The organism is Microbacterium paraoxydans (genome assembly GCF_019056515.1).
Taxonomy (GTDB): domain Bacteria; phylum Actinomycetota; class Actinomycetes; order Actinomycetales; family Microbacteriaceae; genus Microbacterium.
Map to the genome: position 1 here is coordinate 1802928 of NZ_CP064873.1, position 24798 is coordinate 1827725.

The following is a 24798-nucleotide window of genomic DNA, read 5'->3' on the forward strand; positions in this document are numbered from 1 at the left end:
CCCAGACGGGACGCCTCCTCCTCGTCTCGCGGAGGGGGCGTCCCGTCTGTCGCCGTCCCGTGCCCTACGACAGGTCCAGGTTGCCGGTGACGGCTCTCCCGGCCGGCTCCGGCACGAGATACAGGCCGCTCGGCGAGTTCGCCGTGTACGCCAGCGCGTCGACCCAGGCGCGGTTGATCTCCGGCTGGCGGCTGCCGACGTACTTGAACACCATAGAACTCCCGGCGTGGAGCCAGACGGTGATCCGTCCGCCCCCGACGCTGGCGTCCTCCTTCCAGGTGTACGGGAAGGGCTCGCCCCGCCGCAGCTTCGCGGTCATCACCAGCTGCAGATGCCGCAGCGCGCGGTCCTCGACCTCGACCTTGGTGCTTCCGTCGTAGATGAATCTGCCCATGTCCGCCCTTCCTGAGATGATCGCCACGAGGTCTCGTCCCACGGAGGTGCGATCGTCGATCGCCGGTGGTGATGTCCGTCCACCCTGTCACCGGCACCGCACCCGGGAAGACGAAGACACCGTTGTGCGGACAGGAAACGAACAGTTCGTGCGAGCGGTGTCCATTCCCCGGTCACCCCTCCGCCGGCTGCACGGCATTCCCCCAGACCCAGCAGCGGTAGGTGCGCTCGCCGGCACGGAACTCTATGCCCGCCGCGAGCGGAGTGGAGCGGACGACCTTGGCCTCCACGCGGATCGCCTCCGGGCCGAACCGCACCCACGCCCGCACCCGCCGCTGGAGCGCGTGCGGATAGACGGTGACGGCGGACTCGCGCAAGGCGAGCTCGCGATCGGACAGGGACTGCAGGGGGCCGCGGCGTGCGGCGGCCTCGATGGCCTGATGCTGCGACCGCATGTCGTTGTACGCGGAGAGCGCGCGACCCGAGTTCCCCACACCGGCTCCTTCCTCCGGCCTCTTCCAGGATACCGATACTCGAACACATCTTCGAACTCGATCCCGAGGGCGCAGACACGCAGATTCGCACCGAGGTCGCAGGGCTCCGCCGTGAGACTGCGACCTCGCGCGGATCTGCGACCCCGCGCGGGGGAAGGATGCCCCGCGGGCAAGAAAAAACCCCCGGCAGAACCGGGGGTTTCAGGTGGTGCGCGATACTGGGATCGAACCAGTGACCTCTTCCGTGTCAGGGAAGCGCGCTACCGCTGCGCCAATCGCGCCCGTTGGGGCTATTCAGTTTTCCCGTGAGGTGGCGACGGGATTCGAACCCGTGTAAACGGCTTTGCAGGCCGGTGCCTAGCCGCTCGGCCACGCCACCGTGTGGATTGACCCCACGTGCCGCCGATCTTCGAGAAGATCTACTGCACTCGAGCGGATGACGAGACTCGAACTCGCGACCCCAACCTTGGCAAGGTTGTGCGCTACCAACTGCGCTACATCCGCATTTCGTTCCCGGTTGTCCCGGGCACTTATGAAACATTAGCCGATGATCCGCGCTCCGCCAAACCCGTGGCGAATCTCGCGCGTGTCTCCCCGACTGGTCATCGAGGCGCTCGCGGGTCGGGTAGTATCGGTTGACGTACCCCGCGGGTATGGGCGATTGGCGCAGTTGGTAGCGCGCTTCCTTCACACGGAAGAGGTCATCGGTTCGAGTCCGGTATCGCCCACAGAATCCCTCCGAAGGCCCCGATCATCCGGGGCCTTCGGTGTTTCCACCGGTCACAGGACCCTGCCGTCCCCCGGTCGCGAGACCCGCAGCCACCGATAGCCGTACGCGGGAAGCTCCAGCTCCACCCCGCCGTCGTCGTCGAGGGGCACGCGCCGCGCGTCGAGGAGGTCGACCAGGGTCGTGCCCGCGGGCTCCTCCCCCAGTCGGAACCGCGTCGTCGCCGGCCGCTCCGCGAAGTTGTGGACGGCGATCGTGCGCCCGACATCCGCCTCCAGGGAGTGCACCAGCAGGGCGTCCTGCGGCTGGTCGATGACGCGGAACATCCCCCACCCGAGCTCGGGCGACACCCGGTAGCGCGCGGTCAGGTCGCGGATGAAGTGCAGCAACGATCCCCGGTCCTCGAGCTGCGCGGCGGCGTTCACGTGCGTGGGCGCGTACCCGTCCGTCGGCACCGGCGCGACCAGCCGGGAGGGACGCGCATCGGAAAAGCCGCCGTTGCGATCCGCCGACCACTGCATCGGGGTGCGCACGGCCTGCCGCCCCTCGATGGCGATGTTCTCGCCCATCCCGATCTCCTCGCCGTAGAACAGCACCGGGGTTCCGGGGAGGGTGAAGAGCAGGCTGTAGGCCATCCGGATCCTCCGGGGATCGCCTTCCAGCATCGGCGGGAGGCGTCGGGTGATCCCGCGCCCGAACACCCGCTGCCGCTCGTCCGGCGCGAAGGCCTCGAAGACCTCCTGGCGCTCGGCGTCGCTCAGCTTGTCGAGGGTGAGCTCGTCGTGGTTCCGGAGGAAGTTCGCCCACTGCACCTCGGGCCCGAGGACCGGGCGGGCCGTGAGCGCCTCGACGAGCGGCGCGGGATCGCGGCGGGCGAGCGACAGATAGAGCGCCTGCATCGCCACGAAGTCGAACTGCATGGTCAGCTCATCGCCGTCCGCACCCCCGAAGTACGCCCGCTGCTCCTCGTACGGCAGGTTGACCTCGCCCAGCAGGATCGCCTCACTGGACCGCCGCTGCAGGAAGCGCCGCATGTCGCGCAGCAGCTCGTGCGGGTCGGGGAGGTCGGACGTCTTCGGGACCTCGAGGAGGAACGGCACCGCATCGACCCGGAACCCCGAGACGCCGAGCTGCAGCCAGAACCCGATCACCTTCGCGATCTCATCTCGGACCACGGGGTTGGCGATGTTGAGGTCGGGCTGGTGCTCGTAGAAGCTGTGCTGGTACCACTGCCCCGACTTGTCGTCCTTCGTCCAGATCCCGTCGGCCTGCCCGGGGAACACCGTGTTCTTCTGGCCCTTCGGCGGTGCATCGTCCCGCCAGACGTAGTAGTCGCGATAGGGCGAGTCGACGCTCCGGAGCGCCGCGCGGAACCACGGGTGACGGTCGGAGGTGTGGTTGACGACGAGGTCGACGATCACGCGGATGCCGCGGTCACGGGCGGTGCGGATCACCTCCACGAGGTCGCCGTGGGTCCCCAGGCGAGGGTCCACGCCGTAGAAGTCGCTGACGTCGTAGCCGTCGTCGAGGTCAGGCGAGGGGTAGAACGGCATGAGCCACAGGCACGTCACGCCCAGCTGTGCCAGATAGTCGATCCGCTGCGCGAGGCCGCGGAGGTCGCCGACGCCGTCGCCGTCCCCGTCCAGGAAGGTCTCCACGTCGAGGCAGTAGACGACGGCCGTCTTCCACCACAGGTCGCTCGTGTCGGTGATCTTCATGTGCGCTCCCTCAGGGCGGGCAGGATCTCGGACGCGGCCGCCTTCAGGAACCCGGTCTGCTCCCGACCGACGTGGTGCAGATAGATCCGGTCGAAGCCGACACCGACGAGCTCCGCCAGTCGTCCCGCGAGGGAACGGGCGTCATGATCGACGAGGACCGCCTTGCGCAGCCCCGCTTCGTCGACCTCGCCCACCGCCGCGTCGAAGTCCTCCGGCTGCTCGATGTTCCACGCGAGCGGCGGGGTGACGACGCCCTGCCGCCACTGCTCCTTCGCGGTCGCGTAGGCCTCGGCATCGTCGGCGCCCCAGCTCACGTGGGTCTGCAGGATGCACGGCCCCTGTCCCCCGGCGGAGCGGTAGGCCTCGACCACCCTCCGGAGCGCGGACGGCTCCTGGGCGACGGTCGCGAGCCCGTCCGCCCACCCGGCCGCCCACTCCGCGGTCTCCGGGCTGACGGCGGTGGCGAAGAGGGGTGGCGGCTGCGCCGGTCGGGTCCAGATCCGCCCGCGGTGCACGCGCACGAGACCGTCATGGTCGACCTCCTCTCCGGCCAGCAGCCGGCGGATCACGTCCACGCTCTCGCGTAACCGCGCGTTCCGGACGTCCTTGGCGGGCCAGACGTCGCCGGTCACGTGCTCGTTCATGGCTTCCCCGCTGCCGAGCGCGGCCCAAAACCGTCCGGGGAACATCTCCTCCAGCGTCCCGAAGGCCTGTGCGACGATCGCCGGGTGGTATCGCTGTCCCGGCGCGTTGACCATGCCGATCGGGAAGCGGGTGCGGGCCAGCGCCGCGGCGATCCAGCTGAACGCGAATCCCGACTCCCCCTGCTCGGGCAGCCACGGGGCCAGGTGATCGGAGCACATCGCCCCGTCGAAGCCGGCCCACTCCGCGCTGACGACCGCGTCGAGCAAGGCGCTGGGCGGGATCTGCTCATGGGAGGCGTGGAATCCGATGAAGACCATAGGCCGAGTCTGGCAAGCGACGACGCCCCACGGCAGTGGTTGACAGAAGCGCCGGGTACTGGCAGGTACGGCCGATGTCCGAGGGCGGACGTAGGCTGCACCGGTGCCGAAACCCCGCCTTCTCCCCGGACCCTGCCCGCTCTGCGGCGGTGTCACCGGGCTGCGGACGGACGATGCCTGGCATTGCGCGCTCTGCGGCTGGCGCTACGGAGACTCCCCCGACCCCGACCTGCCGTTCCCGCGGATCGACGTCGTGTACTACCTCCGGTACGACCGCAGGGTGAAGATCGGCACGAGCAGGCAGCCACGGCGCAGACTCGCGAGCATCCGTCATGACGAGCTCCTCGCCTTCGAACGGGGCGACCGGGTGCGCGAACAGCAGCGTCACCGCGAGTTCGCCTCCGCGCGCGAAGGCGGCGAGTGGTTCACCCTGACGCCCGAGATCCGCGCTCACATCGCCCGCTTGCAGCAGGACGGCGACCCCTGGCACCAGTACGCCCGCTGGCTCAGCGCCGCTCTCCGGGGCTGAGCCGCCTATCACCACGCGCCGGATCGCACCAGGGGATCCCGTCCTTCGCGGACGGCAGGCAGACTCGCCGATGAACGGGCGCACCCGGCGCCCCGCGTGAGAGGACCGGACATGAACGGACGAGAGAACATCCCCGCCGACGACGTCAGCGCGCAGGATCCGCTCGCCGGCGACGGGAGCGGCGACCCGAACAGCGACCGCCAGTTCCTGCAGGATCTGCCTCCCGCCCAGGTCGACACCGAGCAGCAGCAGGAGCATCAGGCCGAGGCCGACGACGAGGAGTAGTCCTCGCGACGACGAGGGGCGACCGGATCGGCATCCGGTCGCCCCTCGTCGTGTCCGGCGTCAGGCAGTCGCGGCGCGTCCGCGGGTGCTCTGCGGCTGCGGCTGGGAGAACAGCACGACGACGATGACGGCGGCACCGACGACGACATGCGGGAGCCAGACATTCAGCGCCTCGCCCGCGAAGCCGAACAGCCACGGCGACAGGGCGAGGAAGAGGCTCGCGACGATGTCGAAGACGAGGTGCACGGGCATGGGGATCAGACCGAACGGACCCCACTCGTACTTCGTGAAGAGGCTGTAGACGATGAGGCCGACGCCGAGGACGATCGGGATGACGACGGGGGCTCCGCCCATGCCGGCGAAGCCGAAGAGCCAGGGCGCGGCGATCAGAGCGATTCCGACGACGTAGTCGAGAACTCCATGGACCTTGGTCGGGATGAAACGCATGATTCCTCCTTGGGTGCCGCCGGCGGCGACTCACAGGTAGGTTCGGAGCCCTGCCCTCATCGGATGGGAACGCGGCATCCGCCTCAGCTCTGTGCCCACCCGTATCGCCGCTGGAGCGCCGCAGCGACCCGGGCGTACCGGGTACGGTCCAGGGCCGCTGCCTCCCGGCGGAGACCACGCTCGTGGACGCTGTAGAGCTGTTCGATGTCGACCCAGGACTCGCGGCCCTGCCCGTCCCACTCCCCGCTCCCGATCGAGAGGTAGTCGCGGTCGCCGTCGTGCGGCCGGCTGGTCATCCGCACCGCGTACACCCGCTCGGAGGACTGCCGCCCGATCACCAGCACCGGTCGGTCCTTGCCTCGGCCGTCGTTCTCCTCGTACGGCACCCAGGTCCAGACGACCTCGCCCGCATCCGGGGCCCCGTCCCGCTGCGGCGCGTAGGACACACGGACGGCCGGCATGCGCCCGGCGTCGAGCCGCACGGTCTCGGTGCCGCGGGCGCGTCCCGGCTCGACGCCGGCATCCGATGCCGACCGCCGCTCGCGCTCCTCGGCCGTCCGCAGACGCGCGTCCGGGCGCCGCGGACCGGGAGAGGTCCGCGACGCCCGGGGGGAGCCCACTGCTCGGCGCAGGAGATCCGCGAGTGTCTTCAGGATGCCGTTGCTGGTCGTGCCCACACGGTCACCCTAACCGTCGTTACGCGTTCGCGAGTGCGTAGCCCTCCTCGCCGTGGACGACCTGGTCGACACCGGCGATCTCGTCCTCGTTCGTGATGCGGAACCCGATCGTCTTCTGGATCACGAAGCCGATCACCCAGGCGACCACGAAGGAGTAGATCAGCACGCCGGCGGCGGCGATCACCTGGACGGCGAGCTGACGGGCGTCGCCGCCGACGAAGAGGCCGGTGCCGGTGGCGAAGAAGCCGAGGTACACGGTGCCGATGAGACCGCCGACGAGGTGGATGCCGACCACGTCGAGCGAGTCGTCGAACCCGAGGCGGAACTTCAGCTCCACCGCGAGGGCGCAGACGATGCCGGCGACCGCGCCGAGCAGGAGGGACCACCCGGGGGTGAGGTTGGCGCACGCCGGGGTGATCGCCACGAGACCCGCCACCGCACCGGAGGCGGCTCCGACGGAGGTGGGCTTGCCGTCCTTGATGCGCTCGATGAGGATCCAGCCGAGGATCGCCGCCGCCGTCGCGCCGAGCGTGTTCAGGCCGATGAGGCCGACGCCGCCCATGTCCTCGGCGAGCCACTCCGCACCGGCGTTGAAGCCGAACCAGCCGAACCACAGCAGGGCGGCGCCCAGCAGCGTCAGCGGCACGTTGTGCGGCTTGAGGATGCCCTTCTGGAAGCCGATGCGCTTGCCGAGCACCAGGGCGAGGGCCAGCGCCGCGGCGCCCGCGTTGATGTGCACCGCGGTGCCGCCGGCGTAGTCGATCACGCCGATGCCGCTGTCCTCGCCGAACAGGGTGGTGCCGAGGTTCATGATCCAGCCACCGCCCCAGACCCAGGCGGCGACCGGGAAGTAGCCGACCGTGGCGAAGACGCCCGCGAAGATCAGCCAGCTGCCGAACTTCGCCCGATCGGCGATCGCCCCGGAGATGAGGGCGACGGTGATGATCGCGAAGGTGGCGCCGTACGCGACGCTGAGGAGGGCGACGTTCGACCCCTCACCCGAGGCGAGGCTGGACAGGCCGATGTCCGCGAACGGGTTGCCCGCGAAGGCCGTCGGGCTGTCCACGGCGCTCATCGAGAAGCCGAAGAGAATCCACAGCACGGCGACGAGTCCGATCGAGCCGAAGCTCATCATCATCATGCTGACGACGCTCTTCGCCTTGACGAGACCGCCGTAGAAGAACGCGACGCCGGGGGTCATGAGCAGCACCAGTGCCGTCGCGGTGATCGCCCACGAGATGTTGCCGGGAGCATCCATAGGAAAACCTCACATCCGAAGTAGTTGAGAGCTTCAGTGTGACCACGGGCGATTTCGCCCATGCGTGAGGTTTGTTTCCCCGCGGTTACAGCCCGGCTCCGCGTGTGAACATCGCGTTACGCGGGCCTGCGGGCTTACGCAGAATGCGTGAGCGCGTTGAGCCGGGAGATGGCGCGCAGGTACTTCTTGCGGTAGCCGCCGGCGAGCATCTCGTCGGAGAACACGGCGTCGAGCCCGAGGCCCGTCGCGAGGATCGGGATCTGGGCGTCGTAGACGCGGTCGACGAAGGCGACGAACCGCAGGGCCTCGGACTGGTCGGTGAGCTGGCGCACGCCCCGCAGCCCCACCCGGTGCAGGCCGTCGATGAGCCGGATGTAGCGCGAGGGGTGCACCTGCGCCAGGTGCCGGATGAGGTCGTCGAACGCGTCGTCAGAGACGGCGCCGTCCGCCGCGGCGGCGTCCACGGCGGCGCTGTAGGCGGCATCGTCCAGCGCCACGGCGTGACCGTCGATCGCGCGCTGCCGGAAGTCGACGCCGTCGATGCGCAGGGTCTGGAAGCTGTCCGACATCGCGTGGATCTCGCGCAGGAAGTCCTGCGCGGCGAAGCGCCCCTCGCCGAGCGCGTTCGGCGGCGTGTTGGATGTGGCCGCGAGCCGGGTGCCGGTGGGCACGAGCTCCCCGAGCAGGCGCGTCATGACCATGGTGTCGCCCGGGTCGTCGAGCTCGAACTCGTCGATGCAGAGCAGATCGGCGCCCTTCAGGAGGTCCACGGTGTTCTTGTAGCCGAGGGCACCCACCAGGGCGGTGTACTCGATGAACGAGCCGAAGTACTTCCGTCGCGCCGGCATCGCGTGGTAGATCGAGGCGAGCAGATGGGTCTTGCCCACGCCGAAGCCGCCGTCGAGGTAGACGCCGGGCTTGAGCTCCGGCTCCTTCTTGGCCCGGCTGAACAGACCGCCGCGCTTGACGGGAGCGCCGCGTCCTGCGAAGCGGAGCAGCGTCTGCTTCGCCTCCTCCTGGGACGGGTACGCGGGGTCCGCCCGGTAGCTGTCGAACGTGGCGTCGTCGAACTGCGGCGGCGGCACGAGGCTCGCGAGCATCTCGGGTCCGCTGACCGTCGGCGTGCGCTCGGTGAGGTGGACGGTTCCGGTGCGGGTGGTCGGGTCGGTCATCACGGTCCTGAATCAGGCAACGGCCTGTGTCGAAGTCTTACGGATCGGGTCCCGGGGGCGCGCGGAGGATCTATCGTCGAAGGGACGGATCCACACTACGCCGTCCGCACCGCACGCTCGCCCGCTCACCGCTACGGAGACCCCATGGCCATCGAGTTCGACTCCTCCTCCCCCAAGTTCGCCGAGTACGCCGAGCCCGGCCGCCTGGTGACGACCGAGTGGCTCGCCGCCCACCTGGGAGAGCCCGGCCTCGTGGTCGTCGAGTCGGACGAGGACGTCCTCCTCTACGAGACGGGCCACATCCCCGGAGCGGTGAAGGTGGACTGGCACACCGAGCTGAACGACCCGGTGGTGCGGGACTACGTCGACGGCGAGGGCTTCGCCGAGCTGCTCAGCCGCAAGGGCATCGCCCGCGACGACACGGTCGTGATCTACGGCGACAAGAACAACTGGTGGGCCGCCTACGCGCTCTGGGTGTTCTCCCTCTTCGGCCACGAGGACGTGCGCCTCCTCGACGGCGGTCGTGACCGCTGGATCGCGGAGGGCCGCGAGCTCACCCGCGAGGCGACGAACCGCCCCGCCACGGAGTACCCGGTGGTGGAGCGGGACGACACGGCCATCCGCGCCTACAAGGAGGACGTGCTCGCCCACCTCGGCAACCCGCTCATCGACGTGCGCTCGCCGGAGGAGTACAGCGGCGAGCGGACCACGGCTCCCGCCTACCCGGAGGAGGGGACGCTGCGGGCCGGCCACATCCCCACCGCGCAGAGCGTGCCGTGGGCGAAGGCGGTCGCCGAGGACGGCGGCTTCAAGAGCCGTGCGGAACTCGACGCCATCTACCGGGACGGCGCCGGGCTGCAGGACGGCGACGACGTCGTGGCCTACTGCCGCATCGGGGAGCGCTCGAGCCACACGTGGTTCGTGCTGAAGCACCTCCTCGGCTTCGAGAACGTCCGCAACTACGACGGCTCGTGGACCGAGTGGGGCAGCGCGGTGCGCGTCCCGATCGTCACGGGCACGGAGCCCGGCACCGTCTGAGGTGGGAGAATGGCGGGGATGAACGCCTCCGCCCTGCCCGAGACCCTCGCCGAGATCCGCGACGGATTCCTGGAGACCCCGGAATCGGACCGCCTGCTGCTGCTCCTGGAGTACGCGGACGAGCTGCCCGCCGTCTCCGACGAGGTGGCGGCGCATCCGGAGATGTGCGAGCGCGTCGCGGAGTGCCAGTCGCCGGTCTACATCTACGTCGAAGTCCACGACGACGTCGTGACCATGCACGCCACGGCTCCGGAAGAGGCGCCGACGACCCGGGGCTTCGCGAGCATCCTCGTGCAGGGCCTCACGGGGCTGACGGCGGACGAGGTCCTGGCGATCCCCGAGGACTACCCGCAGTCGATCGGGCTCACGAAGGCGGTGTCACCGCTGCGGATCGGCGGCATGACCGGCATGCTGATGCGCGCCAAGAACCAGGTCAGGCAGAAGCGCTGAGCCCCTGCGCCGCGAGCCACTCCGTGATCGCGGTGGTCCAGCCCTTCTCGTCGTAGTTCCAGAGCTTGGTGTGCCTCGCGACCGTGAAGCGCGGCATGGTGACGAGGTCCGGCCGCGCCTCCTGCAGGGCGTGCGAGGCGTCCGCGGGAACGAAGCCGTCGTCGTCGCTGTGCAGGATGAGGATCGGCGCGTGCAGTTCGTCGGCACGGGCGACCATGTCCAGGCGGTCGAACAGGATGGGTTCGTCCGCACCGCTGAGCTTCGCCGTGAGCGGCAGCTGCAGCGCCCCCATGGCGAGGGCGGGCAGGGGCTCGCGCACTCGGGCGACCCGCGCCTGGAAGCGCAGCACGGTGCGCCAGTCCACGACCGGCGACTCGAGGATGATGCCCGCGATACGATCGCGATGGCCGGAGTTGACCGCAGCCTGCAGGGACACCGCCCCTCCCATGGACCAGCCCATCAGCACGACCCGCTCGGCGCCGTGACGCAGCGCGTAGGCGATCCCGGCGTCCACGTCGCGCCACTCCGACGCCCCGAGGGCATAGGCGCCCGCTCTGGTGCGCGGGGCCTCGCCGTCGTTGCGGTAGGACACGACGAGAGTGGGCAGCCCAGCCGCGTGCATCACCGGCACGGCACGGAGGCATTCGGCCCTGGTCGTGCCCCGACCGTGCACCTGGATGACCCAGGTCGAGGAGTCCCCGGGGAAGAACCATGCGGGGCACGGCCCGGCCGGAGAGCCGATGAGCACGTTCTCCCAGCGCAGGTGCAGCTCGCTCGGCGACGTGTAGTAGCTGCCGCTGAAGGACGCTCCTCGGTCCACTCTGGCGCCGGGTTCGATCTTCGTGAGGAGCTTGCGCCGCACCGTCGTGCCGTCGGCGCTGAGGACGGCACCGAGCTTGACGTAGCCGTAGGTGCCCGTCGTGAACAGGCCGTATCGCCCCGGGAGCTCGGTGTCGAGCGTGCGGCGGAGCTCGATCGTCTGAGCGCCGGTGTCGATCGCGAGGATCTCGGTGTCCTGGATGCGGCTTCGCAACGGGGTGACGACCCGGCGCGCCACCGCGATCACGAGGACCCCGACGGCAGCGCCCACAGCGAGGAGCGCGGGGACAACGATCGCAACGGCGTGCCTGAGACTCTTCATCGCCTTCCGACTCTAGCCTGTTGCCGTGACCGCACACCCCGAGGCCGGGACGCCCTTCGACGCCGCCGTGGCCGAACTGCGCGCGACCGCGTTCCGAGACGACATCGCGGTCCGTGAGATCCCCACGCCCCAGAATCTGGCCCCCTTCGCGATCGCCCTGTCCGCCGACGTCCGCCCGGGCGAGGACGGCGACTCCGTGTACGGGACCGGACGGTTCATCCTGCTGCACGATCCGGACGAGCCGGATGCCTGGGGCGGCGCCTGGCGCATCGTGATCTTCGCCCAGGCGCCACTCGAGACCGAGATCGGCACCGACCCCCTGCTCGCCGACGTCACCTGGTCGTGGCTCGTGGACGCGCTGGATTCCCGGGACGCGATCTACCACTCCCCGTCCGGCACGTCGACGAAGACGCTGTCGAAGGGATTCGGGGGCCTCGCCGACGAGGGCGACGGCGCACAGATAGAATTGCGGGCGTCCTGGACTCCGGAGGGCCCGTTCCGACCGCACGTCGAAGCATGGGCCGAGCTGGTCGGAATGCTGGCGGGGCTTCCGCCGGGTTCCGAGGGCATCGCCGTGATCGGCGCGCGAAAGGCTGTACGTGACTGAATACTCCGTGATCTCCGAAACCGAGGAGTTCCGTGCCGCCTGCGCTGCGCTCGCCGCAGGCACCGGGCCGGTCGCCGTCGATGTCGAGCGGGCGTCCGGCTTCCGCTACTCGCAGCGGGCCTATCTGGTTCAGGTGTTCCGGCGCGAGGCCGGGGTGTTCCTGTTCGACCCGCCCGCGATCGGCGACTTCGCTCCCCTGCAGGAGGCCATCGGCGACGTCGAGTGGGTGCTCCACGCGGCCAGCCAGGACCTCCCGTCGCTGCGCGAGCTGCACCTGGAGCCGAAGGAGATCTTCGACACCGAGCTGGCGTCCCGTCTGCTCGGTCACGACCGGGTGGGTCTGGCCGCCGTCGTCGAGGACACGCTCGGCATCACCCTGAAGAAGGAGCACTCGGCGGCCGACTGGTCCACCCGTCCGCTGCCCGACTCCTGGCTGGACTATGCCGCGCTCGACGTGCTGCACCTCGTCGACGTCCGCGACGCCCTCGTCGCCGAGCTCGAGGAACAGGGCAAGACCGCGTTCGCCGCGCAGGAGTTCGCCGCCACCCTGGCGCGCGCCCCGAAGGCCCCGCGCGAAGACCCCTGGCGGCGGCTGAGCGGGCTCCACCAGGTGCGCGGCGCCCGCAACCTCGCCGTCGCCCGCGCCCTGTGGGAGGCGCGCGAGATGTACGCGCAGCAGCAGGACATCTCGCCCGGGCGCCTCGTTCCCGACCGCTCCCTCGTCGCCGCGGTCCTCGCCAACCCCCCCTCCAAGCAGGCTCTCGCGGGAGTCAAGGAGTTCCAGGGTCGCGCGAGCCGCACCCAGCTCGACCGGTGGTGGCAGGCGATCGTCGACGGCCGTGCCGCCGAGACGCTGCCGCGCGAGCGTGTGCCCAGCGACGCACTCCCGCCGCCCCGCGCCTGGGGCGACCGCAACCCGGAGGCGGACGCCCGCCTGAAGGCCGCCCGTCCCGCCGTCGAGGCCGTCGCGGAGGAGCTGGGCATGCCCACCGAGAACCTCCTCACGCCCGAGTACCTGCGCCGGGTCGCGTGGGACGGCCCTGGGACGACGGCGGAGGAGATCGGCGCCGCGCTCTCCGCGCTCGGAGCCCGCCCCTGGCAGGTTGAACAGACTGCACAGAAGATCGCCGACGCCTTTGTAGAGGCGGCGCAATCGCCGGACACCACGTCCGCGACCGCTTCGTAGGTTCGATCCAACCGATTCCTCCCGGTTTCCGGCCGTTCATAGACTGAGGCCACCGCACTAACTTGGAGGCAGAGTGGCCGAGATCTCGGACGTCTTCTTCGTCGATGGAGTGCGCACCCCCTTCGGGCGCGCCGGCGAAAAGGGCATGTACTGGAACACCCGCGCGGATGACCTCGCCGTGAAGGCGACCATCGGCCTGATGGAGCGCAACGCGGCCGTACCGGCGGACCGCATCGACGATGTCGCCATCGCCGCGACGAGCCAGACCGGCGACCAGGGGCTCACCCTCGGGCGGTCGGTGGCGATCCTCGCCGGACTCCCCCAGACCGTCCCCGGACTCGCGGTGGAGCGCATGTGCGCCGGCGCGATGACGAGCGTGACGACCATGGGCGCCTCGATTGGCGTGGGCATGTACGACCTCGCCCTGGCGGGCGGTGTCGAGCACATGGGGCACCACCCGATCGGCGCGAACGCCGACCCCAACCCGCGTTTCGTGGCGGAGAAGATGGTCGACCCCGGAGCCCTCAACATGGGCGTCACCGCGGAGCGCATCTTCGACCGCTTCCCGCACCTCACCAAGGAGCGCTCCGACCGCTACGGCATGCGCAGCCAGCAGAAGGTGCAGGCCGCCTATGACGCCGGCAAGATCCAGCCGGATCTCGTGCCGGTCGCGATCAAGGGCGCCGACGGCGCCTGGGGCCTGGCCACCGAGGACGAGGGCCGCCGACCGCAGACCACGATGGAGGACCTCGCCGGCCTCAAGACGCCGTTCCGTCCGCACGGCCGCGTCACCGCCGGAACGTCTTCGCCGCTCACCGACGGCGCGACGATGTCGCTGCTCGCCGGCGGCAGCGCCGTCAAGGAGCTCGGCCTCGCGCCGAAGATGCGGATGGTCTCGTTCGCCTTCGCCGGCGTGCAGCCCGAGATCATGGGCATCGGCCCGATCCCGTCGACCGAGAAGGCGCTCAAGAAGGCCGGCCTCAACATCTCCGACATCGGTCTGTTCGAGCTCAACGAGGCGTTCGCCATCCAGGTCATCTCCCTCCTCGATCACTTCGGCATCGACGACGACGACCCCCGGGTGAATCCGTGGGGCGGCGCGATCGCGGTCGGCCACCCGCTGGCCGCTTCCGGCGTCCGGCTCATGATCCAGCTCGCGGCGCAGTTCGCGGAGCGCCCCGACGTGCGCTACGGCCTGACGGCGATGTGCGTCGGTCTCGGGCAGGGCGGCTCCGTCATCTGGGAGAACCCGCACTACGACGGAAAGAAGAAGAAGTGAGCTACGACGACGTCGACTTCTCGCCCATCCAGGCGCTCACCGAGGGAGAGGTCGTCACGCACTCCCCCGTGCGCGACATCCGCCTCGCATCGGGCAAGGTCCTCGCCCTGATCACGCTGGACAACGGTCGTGACCACACCCGTCCGAACACCCTGGGTCCGGCCACCCTCACCGAGCTCGGCGCGACGCTGGACGGCCTCAAAGCCCGCGCGGCGGCCGGCGAGATCCAGGCGGTCGGCATCACCGGCAAGCAGTACATCATGGCCGCCGGCGCCGACCTCTCGGACATCAGCAAGGTCGGTTCGCGTGACAACGCGCGGCTGATCGCCCAGCTCGGCCACAAGGTGCTCGGGAAGCTGAGCGAGCTCGGCGTGCCGTCGTTCGCGTTCGTGAACGGCCTGGCGCTCGGCGGCGGGCTGGAGATCGCCCTGAACTCCACGTACCGCACGGTCGACGCCTCGGCCGCGGCCGTGGCACTGCCCGAGGTCTTCCTCGGCATCATCCCCGGGTGGGGCGGCGCCTACCTCCTGCCGAACCTCATCGGCATCGAGAACGCCCTCGAGGTGGTCATCTCCAACCCGCTCAAGCAGAACCGCATGCTGAAGCCGCAGCAGGCCTTCGACCTGGGCATCTTCGACGCCATCTTCCCCGCGGCGAACTACCTCGAGAACTCGCTCGCCTGGGCGGACGCGGTCCTCGGCGGCACGAAGGTCGTGCGCAAGAACGAGCCGGGCAAGATCGAGCGCCTCACCAAGTGGCCGATCGCCATCAAGATGGCGCGGGGCATGCTGGAGTCCAAGATCGGCACCGTGCCGAAGTCGCCGTACGCGGCTCTCGAGCTGCTCGACAAGGCGAAGAGCGGCACCAAGGCGGAGGGCTTCGCCCGCGAAGACGAGGCCCTGGCGGAACTGGTGACCGGCGATCAGTTCGCCGCGTCGATGTACGCCTTCGACCTCGTGCAGAAGCGCGCGAAGCGCCCGGTCGGCGCCCCTGACAAGGAGCTCGCGAAGAAGGTCACCAAGGTCGGCATCATCGGTGCGGGTCTCATGGCCAGCCAGTTCGCGCTGCTGTTCGTGCGCAAGCTCCAGGTGCCCGTGCTGATCACCGACCTCGACCAGGCGCGCGTCGACAAGGGCGTCGCCTACATCCACGAGGAGATCGGCAAGCTGGAGGCGAAGGGCCGCGTGGACGCGGACACCGCGAACAAGCTGCGCGGTCTCGTCACGGGCACGACCGACAAGACCCTCTACGCGGACTGCGACTTCGTCATCGAGGCGGTCTTCGAAGAGGTCGGCGTCAAGCAGCAGGTCTTCGGCGAGATCGAGAAGATCATCGCGGAGGACGCGGTGCTCGCCACGAACACCTCGTCGCTGTCGGTCGAGGAGATCGGCGCGAAGCTGGCCCACCCGGAGCGGCTCGTCGGCTTCCACTTCTTCAACCCGGTCGCGGTCATGCCGCTGATCGAGATCGTGAAGACGCCGGCGACGGCGGACACCGCGCTGTCGACCGCGTTCGTCGTCGCCAGGAACCTCGGCAAGAACGCGGTGCTCACCGCCGACGCCCCGGGCTTCGTGGTGAACCGTCTGCTCGCAAAGGTCATGGGCGAGGCGGCGCGCGCCGTCTACGAGGGCACCCCGATCGCCGACGTCGAGAAGGCGTTCGCACCGCTCGGCCTGCCGATGGGCCCCTTCCAGCTCATCGACCTCGTCGGCTGGAAGGTCGCCGCGCACGTGCAGGACACGATGGTGCGCGCGTTCCCGGACCGCTTCTACGCGAACGAGAACTTCCACGCCCTGGCCGAGCTCGACCAGGTCGTCGAGAAGGACAAGGGCGGCCGTGTGGTCGGCTGGACGAAGCAGGCCGAGAAGGTCCTGGCGCCCGCCGTCGGCAAGAGCCCGGCGTCGGCGGCCACGATCCTGCAGCGCGTGCAGGACGGTCTCGCGACCGAGATCAAGCTGATGCTCGACGAGGGCGTGGTGCCGGAGGTCGAGGACATCGACCTGTGCCTCATCCTCGGCGCCGGCTGGCCGTTCATCGATGGTGGGGCGTCGCCGTACCTCGACCGCGAGGGGGCCTCCGAGCGCGCATTCGGCGGCTCGTTCCACACCCCGCAGATCCGCGGCATCCAGAACCGCTGATCAGCTCTCCGCAGGGGGTCGCGCCGTGGGCGTGGCCCCCTGTGTCGTCCGCGGCGTCGGACGGGTATCCGGCTCGCCGTTGCGCGGCCAGTGCGACAGCGCGTGCTCCGCGAGGGCGGTGATGGTCAGGGACGGGTTCACCCCCGGATTCGCGGGCACAGCGGCGCCGTCGACGACGTGCAGCCCGGGGTGCCCCCAGACGCGCTGATACTCGTCCACGACACCCTCCTCCGGTGCACCGGAGATCACCGCTCCCCCGAGGAAGTGCGCGGTGAGCGGGATTCCGAAGACCTCGGGCCAGGAGCCGCGCGCCGCCGTGGGCACCCCGCCCTCACGCTGCAGACGCGCGGCGATGGCTCGGGCGGCGCGATGCGCCTCGGGCAGGTGACTGGGGTTCGGCGCGCCATGCCCCTGGGCACTCGTGAGCCGCGTCCGGCCGAGGCGACGCCGCAGGGACAGGGTGAGCGAGTTGTCGGCGGTCTGCATGACGAGCGCGATGATCCCCCGTTCGCTCCAGCGCCGGAGGGAGGCGAGGCGGAGGGCCTGCACGGGTCGGCGCAGCACCTGCCCCGCGAGTGCGGCGAGGCGGCCCGGCAGGGCGCGGTCGCCGGGGACCAGCACGGTGGCGAGAGCGCCCATGAGGTTGGATCCCGGACCGTAGCGGACGTTCTCGACATGGGTGCGGTCGTCCACGTGGAATGAGGTGGTGATCGCCACGCCCCGCGCCAGCTCCACCCGCTCCGGCACCCGGACGGCGACGGCGCCGTCCAAGGCCTCCGAGTTCGTCCGGGTGAGCCGGCCCACGGCGTCGGAGATCCGCGGAAGCGCGCCCGACGCCTTCATCCGATGGAGGAGCTGCTGGGTGCCCCAGGTCCCCGCCGCCAGCACGACCTCTCGTGCGATGACGGTCTGCTCACGCCGCCGGAACCAGGCACCACTGCGTCGTGTCGTGACCGAGAAGCCGCCGTCCGGCAGCTCGCGCACCTCGGTGACGGTGCGCAGCGGCTCGATGACCGCCCCGCGGCGCTCGGCCAGGGCGAGGTAGTTCTTCACGAGGGTGTTCTTCGCGCCGACGCGGCAGCCGACCATGCAGTTCCCACAGAGCGTGCAGCCTGTGCGCTCGGGGCCCTCCCCGCCGAAGAACGGATCAGCGACCCGCTTCCCCGGTTCCCCGAACCACACGCCGACGGGTGCGCGGCGGAACGTCGCGCCCACCCCGAGGTCCTCGGCGGCTCCGGCCATGATCCGCTCGACCGGTCCGTCGTGCGGATAGCGGTCCACCACGCCGAGCATGCGCCGGGCTGTGGCATAGTGCGGGGCGAGCGCGGTGCGCCAGTCCCGGATCGATGCCCACTGCGGGTCGGCGAAGAACGCCGCGCCCGGTTCGTACAGCGTGTTGGCGTAGTTGAGCGACCCCCCGCCCACTCCCGCACCGGCGAGGATCATGACGTGCGGAAGCCGATGGATGCGCTGCACCCCGAAGCACCCGAGCGCCGGGACCCAGAGGTAGCGACGCACGTCCCAGCTGGTCTTCGCGAAGTCCTCGTCGGCGAATCGCCGCCCGGCCTCGAACACGCGGACGCGGTAGCCCTTCTCCGTGAGCCGGAAGGCCGCGACGGAGCCGCCGAAGCCCGAACCGACGATGACGACGTCCTCATCGAACATGCGCGTCCCTCCGCTCCACCCGGGTCATGACGGTCAGCGCGCCCGCGCGGATCGAGATCGTGCAGGTCTCCTCGCCGACACGCTCGCCGTCCGCGTAGGCCACGAGACCCGGGGCGGCGACGGTGACCGTGCGGGCCCGGACGTGCCGCACCTCCCGGCGCGCCAGGTGCGTCCCGCGCAGGAGGAGCGGGAACAGTCGCACCAGGCGGAGGCGGCCGAGGGGACCCACGGCGACGATGTCGAGGACGCCGTCGTCCGGGGCGGCGCCGATGCACACCGGCATACCCCCGCCGTAGCTCGCGGTGTTCCCGACCGCGACGAGCGTGCCGGGTGCCGCCGTCTCCGGGCCGTCATCGACGCGGATCGTGAAGTCGAACGGACGCAGCCGGACGAGCTCGACCAGCAGCGCGAGGTAGTACCGCAACGCGCCGGAGGGCCAGCGGAGGCGGTTGGTGCGATCGCTCACCCGGGCATCGAAGCCCAGCGCCGCCACCGTGAGGAACAGCGAGGTGCCCGTCGCGGTCCGCACCTCGCCGATGTCGATGGCACGGGGCACGCCGGTCAGCGCGAGTTCCACGGCCTCCGACACGTCCGCGCGCGGCAGCCCGAGCGCGCGCGCCAGATCGTTCCCCGTGCCGGCGGGAACCACCGTCACCGGGACACCCGCCGCACACACGACCTCGAGGATGCCCGAGAGGGTGCCGTCGCCGCCCACGACGACGAGTCCGTCCGGTCCCGCGTCCAGGGCCACCGCGGCCAGCCGCCTCGTGTCGGCAGCCGAACGCCCGGCGTACACGCGCACGTCCGCCCCGCGCCGTCGGAGGTGAGCGAGCGCGTCGTCCGCGACCCGCTGCCCGCGGCCCTTGCCGGACAGCGGGTTCGACAGCACCGCGATGTGCCCCATCTCAGACGGTCGTCCCGATCGGGACATCGGCGAGGACGGCGCCCGGGTTCATGATGCCGCGGGGATCGAGCTCCCGCTTCACGGCAGTGAGGATCCGCATGCCGGTGTCCCCGATCTCCTCCGCGAGCCACGGGGCATGATCGCGACCCACGGCGTGATGGTGGCTGATGGTCCCGCCGTTCGCGAGGATCGCGTCGTTCACTCTCCCCTTCACGAGCGCCCACGCGCCGAGGGGGTCCCGTCGCAGCCCGGCGAGGACCGTGAAGTAGAGGGAGGCGCCCGTCGGATACACGTGGGAGACATGGCACATGATGTATGAGCGGGCATCCGCCGCGTCGAAGCCGTCCCGCAGGGCCGCCTCGACCGCTTCCTTCAGAGTGCGCAGGTTCGACCAGGTCGTCGCGGTCTCCAGCGTCTCGCAGAACACCCCGGCGTCGAGCAGAGCGTCGCGCAGGTACGGACCGTCGAATCGTCCCGCCGCCCAATCCTCCGCGTCGCCGGTGCCGGCACTGCGGCCGCCTGCCGCAGCGAGGATCGCGGCGGTCCGGTCCCGGCGGCCGGCGGCGTCCTCGCCCTCGAACACCGTCACGACGCCGGCTCCCTTCGCGAGAGCCTTCCCGATCCGGCCGACCTGGGCGAGGCTCACCGCGGTCTCGGCTTCGTCGGAGAGGCGGATGACCGTGGGACCCGCACCGTGCTGCACCACCCGCCGGAGCGCATCGGCGCCGCGGTCGAAGTCCGGGAAGGTCCACGACTCGAAGATCCGGTCCGTCGGCACCGGATGCACCCGGACCCGGACCTCGGTGATCACGCCGAAGATCCCCTCAGAGCCCAGGAAGAGGCGGACGAGGTCGGGGCCGGCGGCCGATCCCGGTGCGCGGCCGAGGTCGAGGTCCCCCGTGGGCGTCGCGACCCGGATCCCCGTCACCATCGCGTCGAAACGCCCGTTGCCCGCGGAGTTCTGTCCGGAGGATCGGGCGGCGGCGAAACCGCCGATCGTGGCGTACCGGAAGCTCTGCGGGAAGTGCCCGAGCTCGAACCCCTGGGCGCCGAGCAGCGCTTCGGCCTCGGGTCCCGTCGTGCCCGCCGCGAGAGTCGCCTGACCACTGAGCGGGTCGAGGTGGAGCAGCCCGGAGAGTCGACGCAGGTCCAGGCTGACGACGGCACGATGCCGGCCGGTCTCCGGATCCAGCGCACCGACCACGCTCGTTCCTCCGCCGAACGGGATGACGGCGATCCCGCGCTCCCCCGCCAGAGCGAGGCAGGCGCGCACGGCGTCGTGGTCCGCAGGGAACACCACGGCGTCGGGCGCATCCTGCTCGGGATGCCGTCGTCGCAGAAGGTCGGGGGTGGAGCGTCCTCCGGCGTGCCGCAGGCGCACCGACGTCGTGACGTCCACCGCATCGGGGCGGACCACCGCCGCCAGCGCGTCGCGATCATCCGCGGTCAGTCGCGAGGGCCGCACCCGCACGTCATCCAGCGCCGGCGGACGGGGCGGACGGGGAACACGACCCAGCAGCAGGGGCAGCAGGCCGCGCACCGCGAGCGGAAGGTCTTTCGCCCGGTCCGGATCGCCCCAGCCGTTCCAGCGCATCTCGGGCCTGTCGGCCCCTCTGCCGTTCGCCTGCTCCATGGGTTACAGTGTGACACATCATGGAAGAACGTCAACCGCTCGCCGTGCGCTCGGAGATCCTCGCGCCGACCTGGGACGCCACGCAACGCCGGGTGCTCGACGCCGCCGACGAGCTGCTCGTCCGCGCCGGCGTCCACGGGGTGACGATCGCCGCCCTCGCGCGTCGTTCCGGTCTCAGCCGGCCCACCATCTACCGGACGTGGCGGGATGCCGACGACGTCGTCCGATCCGCGCTCCTCCGGCGGGTCGCCGACCTCCTCAGCCGGTTCCCCGCGACGACCGGCTCCCGGGACGCGCTCGTCGCGGACGTGCTGCGGTTCACCTCCCTGTTCCGGGCCGACCCCGTGTACGGCCACCTCCTCGACGAGGAACCCGAGGCGTTCACGCGCTACACCCTGCACCGGGTGGGGTCCAGCCAGCGACTCATCCTCCAGTGGCTCGCCGACGCGATCGCGGCGGCGCAGGCCCAGGGCTCGGTTCGCGCGGGTGACCCCGGCGAGATCGCCGTCATGCTGCTCCTGATCGCCCAGTCCGCCGTGCTGTCGCACGGCACGGTGGCCGACCTCATCGACGAGAAGGCGTGGGAACGCGAGCTCCGCGCCGCGCTGGACGGCCACCTCCGGCCATGACCCCCGCCCCGACTGCCCTCCACGCGGCCCGCCGCCGAAGCGATCTCGCCGCGGCGGCAGACGGCACCTGCGACGTCCTCGTGGTCGGCGGCGGGATCACCGGGACGGGCGTGGCCCTGGACGCCGCGTCGCGCGGTCTCCGGGTGACCCTCATCGAGGCGGAGGACCTCGCCTTCGGGACGAGCCGGTTCAGCTCGAAGCTCGTCCACGGCGGCCTGCGGTACCTCGCGACGGGCGACGTGGCGACGGCGCGCGAGAGTGCGCGGGAGCGGCATCTCCTGATGTCGGTGATCGCGCCCCACCTCATCCGTCCGCTCGGACAGCTGCTCCCGTTCGCCCCCGGTGTCAGCGGCCGCCAGCGGGGGGCCGGGGCGGCGGGGATGGCGATGGGCGACCTCCTCCGGCTGCAGGCGCGCACGAGCGCGAAGACCCTCCCCGGGCCGCACCCCGTCGGGGCCGCGAGGGCGCTGCGCCTGTTCCCCGCCCTGAACCCCCGCGGACTGCGCGGCGGCATGGTCACGTACGACGGCCAGCTGTCCGATGACGCCGCCCTCGTCGTCGCGGTCGCGCGTACGGCGGCCGGTCTCGGCGCGCGGATCCTCACCAGGGTCCGCGCCGAGCGGCTGCACGCGGACGGCGCTGCAGCGACGGACACGCTCACCGGGGAACGCATCGATATCCGGGCGCGGACGGTCATCAACGCCACCGGGGTGTGGGCGGCGACCCTCGACGACGGCCTCACCCTGCGCCCGAGCCGCGGCACCCACATCGTCCTGGACGCCGCGGATCTCGGCGATCCGGCCGCGGCGCTGACCATCCCGCTGGAAGGTTCTGTCAGCCGCTACGTGTTCGCCCTGCCACAGCGCGGCGGGCGTGTCCTCGTCGGTCTCACCGATGTCGACGCGCCGGGTCCCATCCCCTCCGTCGCCGAGCCCACCGAGGCCGAGATCGGCTTCCTCCTGGAGACACTGAACCGCCTGCTCGCGGTGCCGGTGGCGCGGGACCGCGTCCGCGGAGCCTTCGCCGGCCTCCGTCCGCTCGTCGACACCGGAGCGGCCGAGACCGCAGACGTCTCCCGTCGGCATCTCGTGCGCGCCTCCGCCTCGGGGGTGATCTCCGTTCTCGGCGGCAAGCTGACGACCTACCGGCGGATGGCCGAGGACGCCGTGGACCTGGCGGTGCGGCAGTACGGCCTCCGTGCCGGCCCCAGTGGCACCGCGACCCTGCGCCTGATCGACGATTCCGCACCGGGCGATGTCGTCGAGGGCGGCGCACTCTCCCGCGCCGCCGTCGAGCACGCTGTGCGTTCGCAAGGCGCGATGACCGCAGCCGATGTGCTCGACCGCCGCACGCGGATCGGGCTCGTCTCCGACGACCGCGCCCGAGCCCTTCCGGCGGTGGAGCGGATCGTCGCCGAGACCCTCGCCGACCTGCCCTGACGGGCAGCGGACGCCGGGGGATCCTCCGTCAGTGACGCTCGTGGAGCGGGAGCTCGATCGCGCCGGTCTCACCGGCGTGGCGGGCCTTCGGGATGCGGGTGCCCAGCACCTGCGCCACGACGTCCTGGGCGATCTTCGAGGCGGTGAGACCGGCGTCGGCGAGGATCTGATCGCGCGACGCGTGATCGATGAACTCGTCGGGAAGGCCCAGCTCGTCCACCGCAGTGTCGATCCCCGCCTCGCGGAGCACCTGCCGCACGCGGGTGCCGATGCCACCCACGCGGATGCCGTCCTCCAGCGTGATCACCAGGCGATGCCGCGCCGCCAGCTCGACCACCGAGGGCTGCACCGGGATCGCCCACCGCGGGTCGATCACGGTGGCGCCGATGCCCTGGGCGCGCAGCCGGTCGGCCACGTCGAGAGCCAGAGCGGCGAACGGGCCGATGGCGACGATGAGGACGTCTTCGCCCTCGCCGCGCGCCAGCACGTCCACGCCGTCCGCGAGGCGCTCGAGCGCCGGCAGATCGGCCGAGACGTCGCCCTTCGGGAAGCGGATGACGGTCGGAGCGTCCTCGACGGCGACCGCTTCGTCCAGCGCCTCGGTCAGACGCGCACCGTCACGGGGCGCCGCGATGCGGATGTGCGGGACGATCTGCAGCATGGCCAGATCCCACATGCCGTGGTGACTCGGGCCGTCGGGACCCGTGACGCCGGCCCGATCGAGCACGAAGGTCACGCCCGCGCGGTGCAGCGCGACGTCCATGAGCACCTGGTCGAACGCCCGTCCCATGAACGTGGCGTACACGGCGACGACCGGGTGCAGGCCGCCGTACGCGAGTCCGGCGGCCGAGGCCACCGCGTGCTGCTCGGCGATGCCGACGTCGTAGACACGGTCGGGGAAGCGCTCCGCGAAGGGGGCGAGGCCGGTGGGCCGGAGCATCGCCGCGGTGATGGCGATCACGTCCGAGCGGCGCTCGCCGACCTTCACGAGGGCGTCGGAGAAGACGTCGGTCCACCCGCGGCCGCCCGAGGACAGCGTCTCCCCCGTCGTCGGGTCGATCTTGCCGACCGCGTGGAACTGGTCGGCCTCATCGTCGCGGGCCGGCTGATACCCGCGGCCCTTCTCGGTGATCGCGTGCACGATGACGGGTGCGCCGTAGGACTTCGCCAGCTCCAGGGTCTCCAGCAGCGCCGGAAGATCGTGGCCGTCGACGGGACCGAGGTACTTGATGTCGAGGTTGGAGTACAGGGCCTCGTTGTTGGTGAACCGCGAGAGGAATCCGTGGGTGCCGCCGCGCACTCCGCGGAACACCGCTCGACCCACCGGCCCGAACGCGCGGAAGAGGCGATCGGACTTGTGGTGGAGGTCCTTGTACGCCGCCGCAGTGCGGACCCGGTTCAGGAAGCGGGACATGCCGCCGATGGTCGGCGCGTAGGAGCGGCCGTTGTCGTTGACGACGATCACGAGGTTGCGGTCGTTGTCGTCGGAGATGTTGTTCAGCGCCTCCCACGTCATGCCGCCGGTCAGCGCGCCGTCGCCGACGACCGCGACGACGTGTCGGTCCGCGCGGCCGGTCGCGGTGAGTGCTCGGGATACGCCGTCGGCCCAGCTCAGCGAGCTGGAGGCGTGAGAGGACTCGACGACGTCGTGCGGGCTCTCCGCACGCTGCGGGTAGCCCGCGAGCCCCTCCCGGACGCGCAGCTTCGAGAAGTCCTGGCGGCCGGTGAGTATCTTGTGGACATAGGACTGGTGGCCGGTGTCGAAGATGAAGGGGTCGTCCGGCGAGGAGAACACACGGTGCAGGGCGATCGTGAGCTCCACGACACCGAGGTTGGGACCGAGGTGCCCACCCGTCTGCGAGACGTTCTCGACGAGGAAAGCCCGGATCTCCGCAGCGAGTTCTTCCAGTTGCTCCGGCGAGAGCCGATCAAGATCGCGCGGTCCAGAGATGCTCGGAAGAATGGGCATCTGCGCCTCCTCACAGGCCTCGGCAGAGCGTCCGAACGGGTGCGGACGTCTTCCCGAT

Annotated in this window: 23 protein-coding genes and 4 tRNA genes; 11 read left to right on the forward strand and 16 right to left on the reverse strand. The window is 70.8% G+C overall.

The genetic code is table 11. The annotated features are described in order from the left end of the window. Positions 1–64 precede the first annotated feature (64 nt). From IZR02_RS08595 to IZR02_RS08615, 5 genes are all read right to left on the reverse strand, one after another. The gene (locus IZR02_RS08595) at positions 65–394 is read right to left on the reverse strand and encodes a DUF7882 family protein (RefSeq protein WP_025103545.1); all 330 of its coding nucleotides are present in this window, start codon (positions 392–394) and stop codon (positions 65–67) included. Positions 395–566: 172 nt separating this feature from the next. Next, on the reverse strand, positions 567–887 hold the full coding sequence (locus tag IZR02_RS08600) for a hypothetical protein (protein WP_025103546.1): 321 nt from the start codon (positions 885–887) through the stop codon (positions 567–569). A gap of 206 nt (positions 888–1093) precedes the next feature. Then, positions 1094–1168 (reverse strand) — tRNA-Val (locus IZR02_RS08605). 27 nt (positions 1169–1195) lie between these two features. Then, positions 1196–1266, reverse strand: a tRNA-Cys gene (locus tag IZR02_RS08610). A gap of 52 nt (positions 1267–1318) precedes the next feature. Beyond that, a tRNA-Gly gene (locus IZR02_RS08615) sits at positions 1319–1391 on the reverse strand. 151 nt (positions 1392–1542) lie between these two features. Between IZR02_RS08615 and IZR02_RS08620 the strand changes: the two genes are divergently transcribed. Further along, positions 1543–1615 (forward strand) — tRNA-Val (locus IZR02_RS08620). 52 nt (positions 1616–1667) lie between these two features. Here the strand turns inward: IZR02_RS08620 and IZR02_RS08625 are convergent. Further along, positions 1668–3332, reverse strand: coding sequence for an alpha-amylase family protein (locus IZR02_RS08625; protein WP_217316378.1), 1665 nt, complete (start codon positions 3330–3332; stop codon positions 1668–1670). Then, positions 3329–4294: a TIGR03885 family FMN-dependent LLM class oxidoreductase gene (locus tag IZR02_RS08630; protein WP_025103548.1), complete on the reverse strand. Its 966-nt coding sequence runs from the start codon at positions 4292–4294 to the stop codon at positions 3329–3331. The genes IZR02_RS08625 and IZR02_RS08630 overlap by 4 nt, the downstream gene beginning before the upstream one ends. A gap of 103 nt (positions 4295–4397) precedes the next feature. Between IZR02_RS08630 and IZR02_RS08635 the strand changes: the two genes are divergently transcribed. Then, the gene (locus tag IZR02_RS08635) at positions 4398–4823 is read left to right on the forward strand and encodes a GIY-YIG nuclease family protein (RefSeq protein ID WP_025103549.1); all 426 of its coding nucleotides are present in this window, start codon (positions 4398–4400) and stop codon (positions 4821–4823) included. A gap of 111 nt (positions 4824–4934) precedes the next feature. Then, positions 4935–5108 (forward strand): hypothetical protein, encoded by a 174-nt coding sequence (locus IZR02_RS08640; RefSeq protein WP_153244978.1) that lies wholly within the window; start codon positions 4935–4937, stop codon positions 5106–5108. Between the two features lie 60 nt (positions 5109–5168). On the opposite strand, the gene IZR02_RS08645 is transcribed toward IZR02_RS08640, so the two are convergent. The 4 genes from IZR02_RS08645 to zapE all read right to left on the reverse strand — a co-directional run bounded on the left by IZR02_RS08645 (position 5169) and on the right by zapE (position 8662). Beyond that, on the reverse strand, positions 5169–5555 hold the full coding sequence (locus IZR02_RS08645; RefSeq protein WP_025103550.1) for an SPW repeat domain-containing protein: 387 nt from the start codon (positions 5553–5555) through the stop codon (positions 5169–5171). 83 nt (positions 5556–5638) lie between these two features. Then, positions 5639–6232, reverse strand: a complete 594-nt coding sequence (locus tag IZR02_RS08650) for a type II toxin-antitoxin system PemK/MazF family toxin (RefSeq protein WP_025103551.1) — start codon at positions 6230–6232, stop codon at positions 5639–5641. Between the two features lie 19 nt (positions 6233–6251). After that, on the reverse strand, positions 6252–7490 hold the full coding sequence (locus IZR02_RS08655) for an ammonium transporter (RefSeq protein WP_025103552.1): 1239 nt from the start codon (positions 7488–7490) through the stop codon (positions 6252–6254). Positions 7491–7624: 134 nt separating this feature from the next. Continuing rightward, complete coding sequence (zapE, locus tag IZR02_RS08660) at positions 7625–8662, reverse strand: cell division protein ZapE (protein ID WP_025103553.1); 1038 nt, start codon at positions 8660–8662, stop codon at positions 7625–7627. Between the two features lie 144 nt (positions 8663–8806). Here zapE and IZR02_RS08665 point away from each other — a divergent pair, with 144 nt between their 5' ends. Further along, positions 8807–9700, forward strand: coding sequence for a sulfurtransferase (locus IZR02_RS08665; RefSeq protein ID WP_025103554.1), 894 nt, complete (start codon positions 8807–8809; stop codon positions 9698–9700). Between the two features lie 18 nt (positions 9701–9718). After that, the gene (locus IZR02_RS08670) at positions 9719–10150 is read left to right on the forward strand and encodes a SufE family protein (protein WP_025103555.1); all 432 of its coding nucleotides are present in this window, start codon (positions 9719–9721) and stop codon (positions 10148–10150) included. Here IZR02_RS08670 and IZR02_RS08675 read toward each other — a convergent pair. Further along, complete coding sequence (locus tag IZR02_RS08675; protein ID WP_025103556.1) at positions 10134–11291, reverse strand: alpha/beta hydrolase family protein; 1158 nt, start codon at positions 11289–11291, stop codon at positions 10134–10136. The genes IZR02_RS08670 and IZR02_RS08675 overlap by 17 nt on opposite strands. 25 nt (positions 11292–11316) lie before the next feature. Here IZR02_RS08675 and IZR02_RS08680 point away from each other — a divergent pair, with 25 nt between their 5' ends. The 4 genes from IZR02_RS08680 to IZR02_RS08695 all read left to right on the forward strand — a co-directional run bounded on the left by IZR02_RS08680 (position 11317) and on the right by IZR02_RS08695 (position 16501). Next, the gene (locus IZR02_RS08680; RefSeq protein ID WP_025103557.1) at positions 11317–11898 is read left to right on the forward strand and encodes a DUF3000 domain-containing protein; all 582 of its coding nucleotides are present in this window, start codon (positions 11317–11319) and stop codon (positions 11896–11898) included. Beyond that, on the forward strand, positions 11891–13084 hold the full coding sequence (locus IZR02_RS08685; protein WP_025103558.1) for a ribonuclease D: 1194 nt from the start codon (positions 11891–11893) through the stop codon (positions 13082–13084). The genes IZR02_RS08680 and IZR02_RS08685 overlap by 8 nt, the downstream gene beginning before the upstream one ends. Positions 13085–13157: 73 nt before the next feature. Next, complete coding sequence (locus tag IZR02_RS08690; RefSeq protein WP_062766611.1) at positions 13158–14363, forward strand: thiolase family protein; 1206 nt, start codon at positions 13158–13160, stop codon at positions 14361–14363. Next, entirely contained in the window at positions 14360–16501 is a 2142-nt protein-coding gene (locus IZR02_RS08695; protein WP_025103560.1) for a 3-hydroxyacyl-CoA dehydrogenase NAD-binding domain-containing protein, read from the forward strand. Before IZR02_RS08690 ends, IZR02_RS08695 begins: the two co-directional genes overlap by 4 nt. Here IZR02_RS08695 and IZR02_RS08700 read toward each other — a convergent pair whose 3' ends face one another. From IZR02_RS08700 to IZR02_RS08710, 3 genes are read right to left on the reverse strand one after another with little or no spacing between them, the layout of a single operon-like run. Then, positions 16502–18166, reverse strand: a complete 1665-nt coding sequence (locus IZR02_RS08700; protein WP_025103561.1) for a GMC oxidoreductase — start codon at positions 18164–18166, stop codon at positions 16502–16504. Then, positions 18156–19070, reverse strand: a complete 915-nt coding sequence (locus IZR02_RS08705; protein WP_025103562.1) for a YegS/Rv2252/BmrU family lipid kinase — start codon at positions 19068–19070, stop codon at positions 18156–18158. Before IZR02_RS08705 ends, IZR02_RS08700 begins: the two co-directional genes overlap by 11 nt. 1 nt (position 19071) lies before the next feature. Further along, positions 19072–20703, reverse strand: a complete 1632-nt coding sequence (locus IZR02_RS08710) for an FAD-binding oxidoreductase (protein WP_231729438.1) — start codon at positions 20701–20703, stop codon at positions 19072–19074. A gap of 20 nt (positions 20704–20723) precedes the next feature. Here IZR02_RS08710 and IZR02_RS08715 point away from each other — a divergent pair, with 20 nt between their 5' ends. Together IZR02_RS08715 and IZR02_RS08720 are read left to right on the forward strand one after the other, a co-directional pair. Next, entirely contained in the window at positions 20724–21332 is a 609-nt protein-coding gene (locus IZR02_RS08715; protein WP_025103564.1) for a TetR/AcrR family transcriptional regulator, read from the forward strand. Next, positions 21329–22771, forward strand: coding sequence for a glycerol-3-phosphate dehydrogenase/oxidase (locus tag IZR02_RS08720; RefSeq protein ID WP_025103565.1), 1443 nt, complete (start codon positions 21329–21331; stop codon positions 22769–22771). Before IZR02_RS08715 ends, IZR02_RS08720 begins: the two co-directional genes overlap by 4 nt. Positions 22772–22799: 28 nt before the next feature. Here the strand turns inward: IZR02_RS08720 and dxs are convergent, their stop codons facing one another. After that, positions 22800–24740, reverse strand: a complete 1941-nt coding sequence (gene dxs / locus IZR02_RS08725) for a 1-deoxy-D-xylulose-5-phosphate synthase (protein ID WP_025103566.1) — start codon at positions 24738–24740, stop codon at positions 22800–22802. Positions 24741–24798: the final 58 nt, after the last annotated feature.

Excerpts from the sequence above, each read along its gene's own strand:
- IZR02_RS08595 (WP_025103545.1), bottom strand. The coding sequence starts at position 394 with ATGGGCAGATTCATCTACGACGGAAGCACCAAGGTCGAGGTCGAGGAC.
- IZR02_RS08625 (WP_217316378.1), bottom strand. The coding sequence starts at position 3,332 with ATGAAGATCACCGACACGAGCGACCTGTGGTGGAAGACGGCCGTCGTC.
- IZR02_RS08630 (WP_025103548.1), bottom strand. The coding sequence starts at position 4,294 with ATGGTCTTCATCGGATTCCACGCCTCCCATGAGCAGATCCCGCCCAGC.
- IZR02_RS08640 (WP_153244978.1), top strand. The coding sequence starts at position 4,935 with ATGAACGGACGAGAGAACATCCCCGCCGACGACGTCAGCGCGCAGGAT.
- IZR02_RS08645 (WP_025103550.1), bottom strand. The coding sequence starts at position 5,555 with ATGCGTTTCATCCCGACCAAGGTCCATGGAGTTCTCGACTACGTCGTC.
- IZR02_RS08655 (WP_025103552.1), bottom strand. The coding sequence starts at position 7,490 with ATGGATGCTCCCGGCAACATCTCGTGGGCGATCACCGCGACGGCACTG.
- zapE (WP_025103553.1), bottom strand. The coding sequence starts at position 8,662 with ATGACCGACCCGACCACCCGCACCGGAACCGTCCACCTCACCGAGCGC.
- IZR02_RS08665 (WP_025103554.1), top strand. The coding sequence starts at position 8,807 with ATGGCCATCGAGTTCGACTCCTCCTCCCCCAAGTTCGCCGAGTACGCC.
- IZR02_RS08670 (WP_025103555.1), top strand. The coding sequence starts at position 9,719 with ATGAACGCCTCCGCCCTGCCCGAGACCCTCGCCGAGATCCGCGACGGA.
- IZR02_RS08675 (WP_025103556.1), bottom strand. The coding sequence starts at position 11,291 with ATGAAGAGTCTCAGGCACGCCGTTGCGATCGTTGTCCCCGCGCTCCTC.
- IZR02_RS08700 (WP_025103561.1), bottom strand. The coding sequence starts at position 18,166 with ATGTTCGATGAGGACGTCGTCATCGTCGGTTCGGGCTTCGGCGGCTCC.
- IZR02_RS08705 (WP_025103562.1), bottom strand. The coding sequence starts at position 19,070 with ATGGGGCACATCGCGGTGCTGTCGAACCCGCTGTCCGGCAAGGGCCGC.
- IZR02_RS08710 (WP_231729438.1), bottom strand. The coding sequence starts at position 20,703 with ATGGAGCAGGCGAACGGCAGAGGGGCCGACAGGCCCGAGATGCGCTGG.
- IZR02_RS08715 (WP_025103564.1), top strand. The coding sequence starts at position 20,724 with ATGGAAGAACGTCAACCGCTCGCCGTGCGCTCGGAGATCCTCGCGCCG.
- IZR02_RS08720 (WP_025103565.1), top strand. The coding sequence starts at position 21,329 with ATGACCCCCGCCCCGACTGCCCTCCACGCGGCCCGCCGCCGAAGCGAT.
- dxs (WP_025103566.1), bottom strand. The coding sequence starts at position 24,740 with ATGCCCATTCTTCCGAGCATCTCTGGACCGCGCGATCTTGATCGGCTC.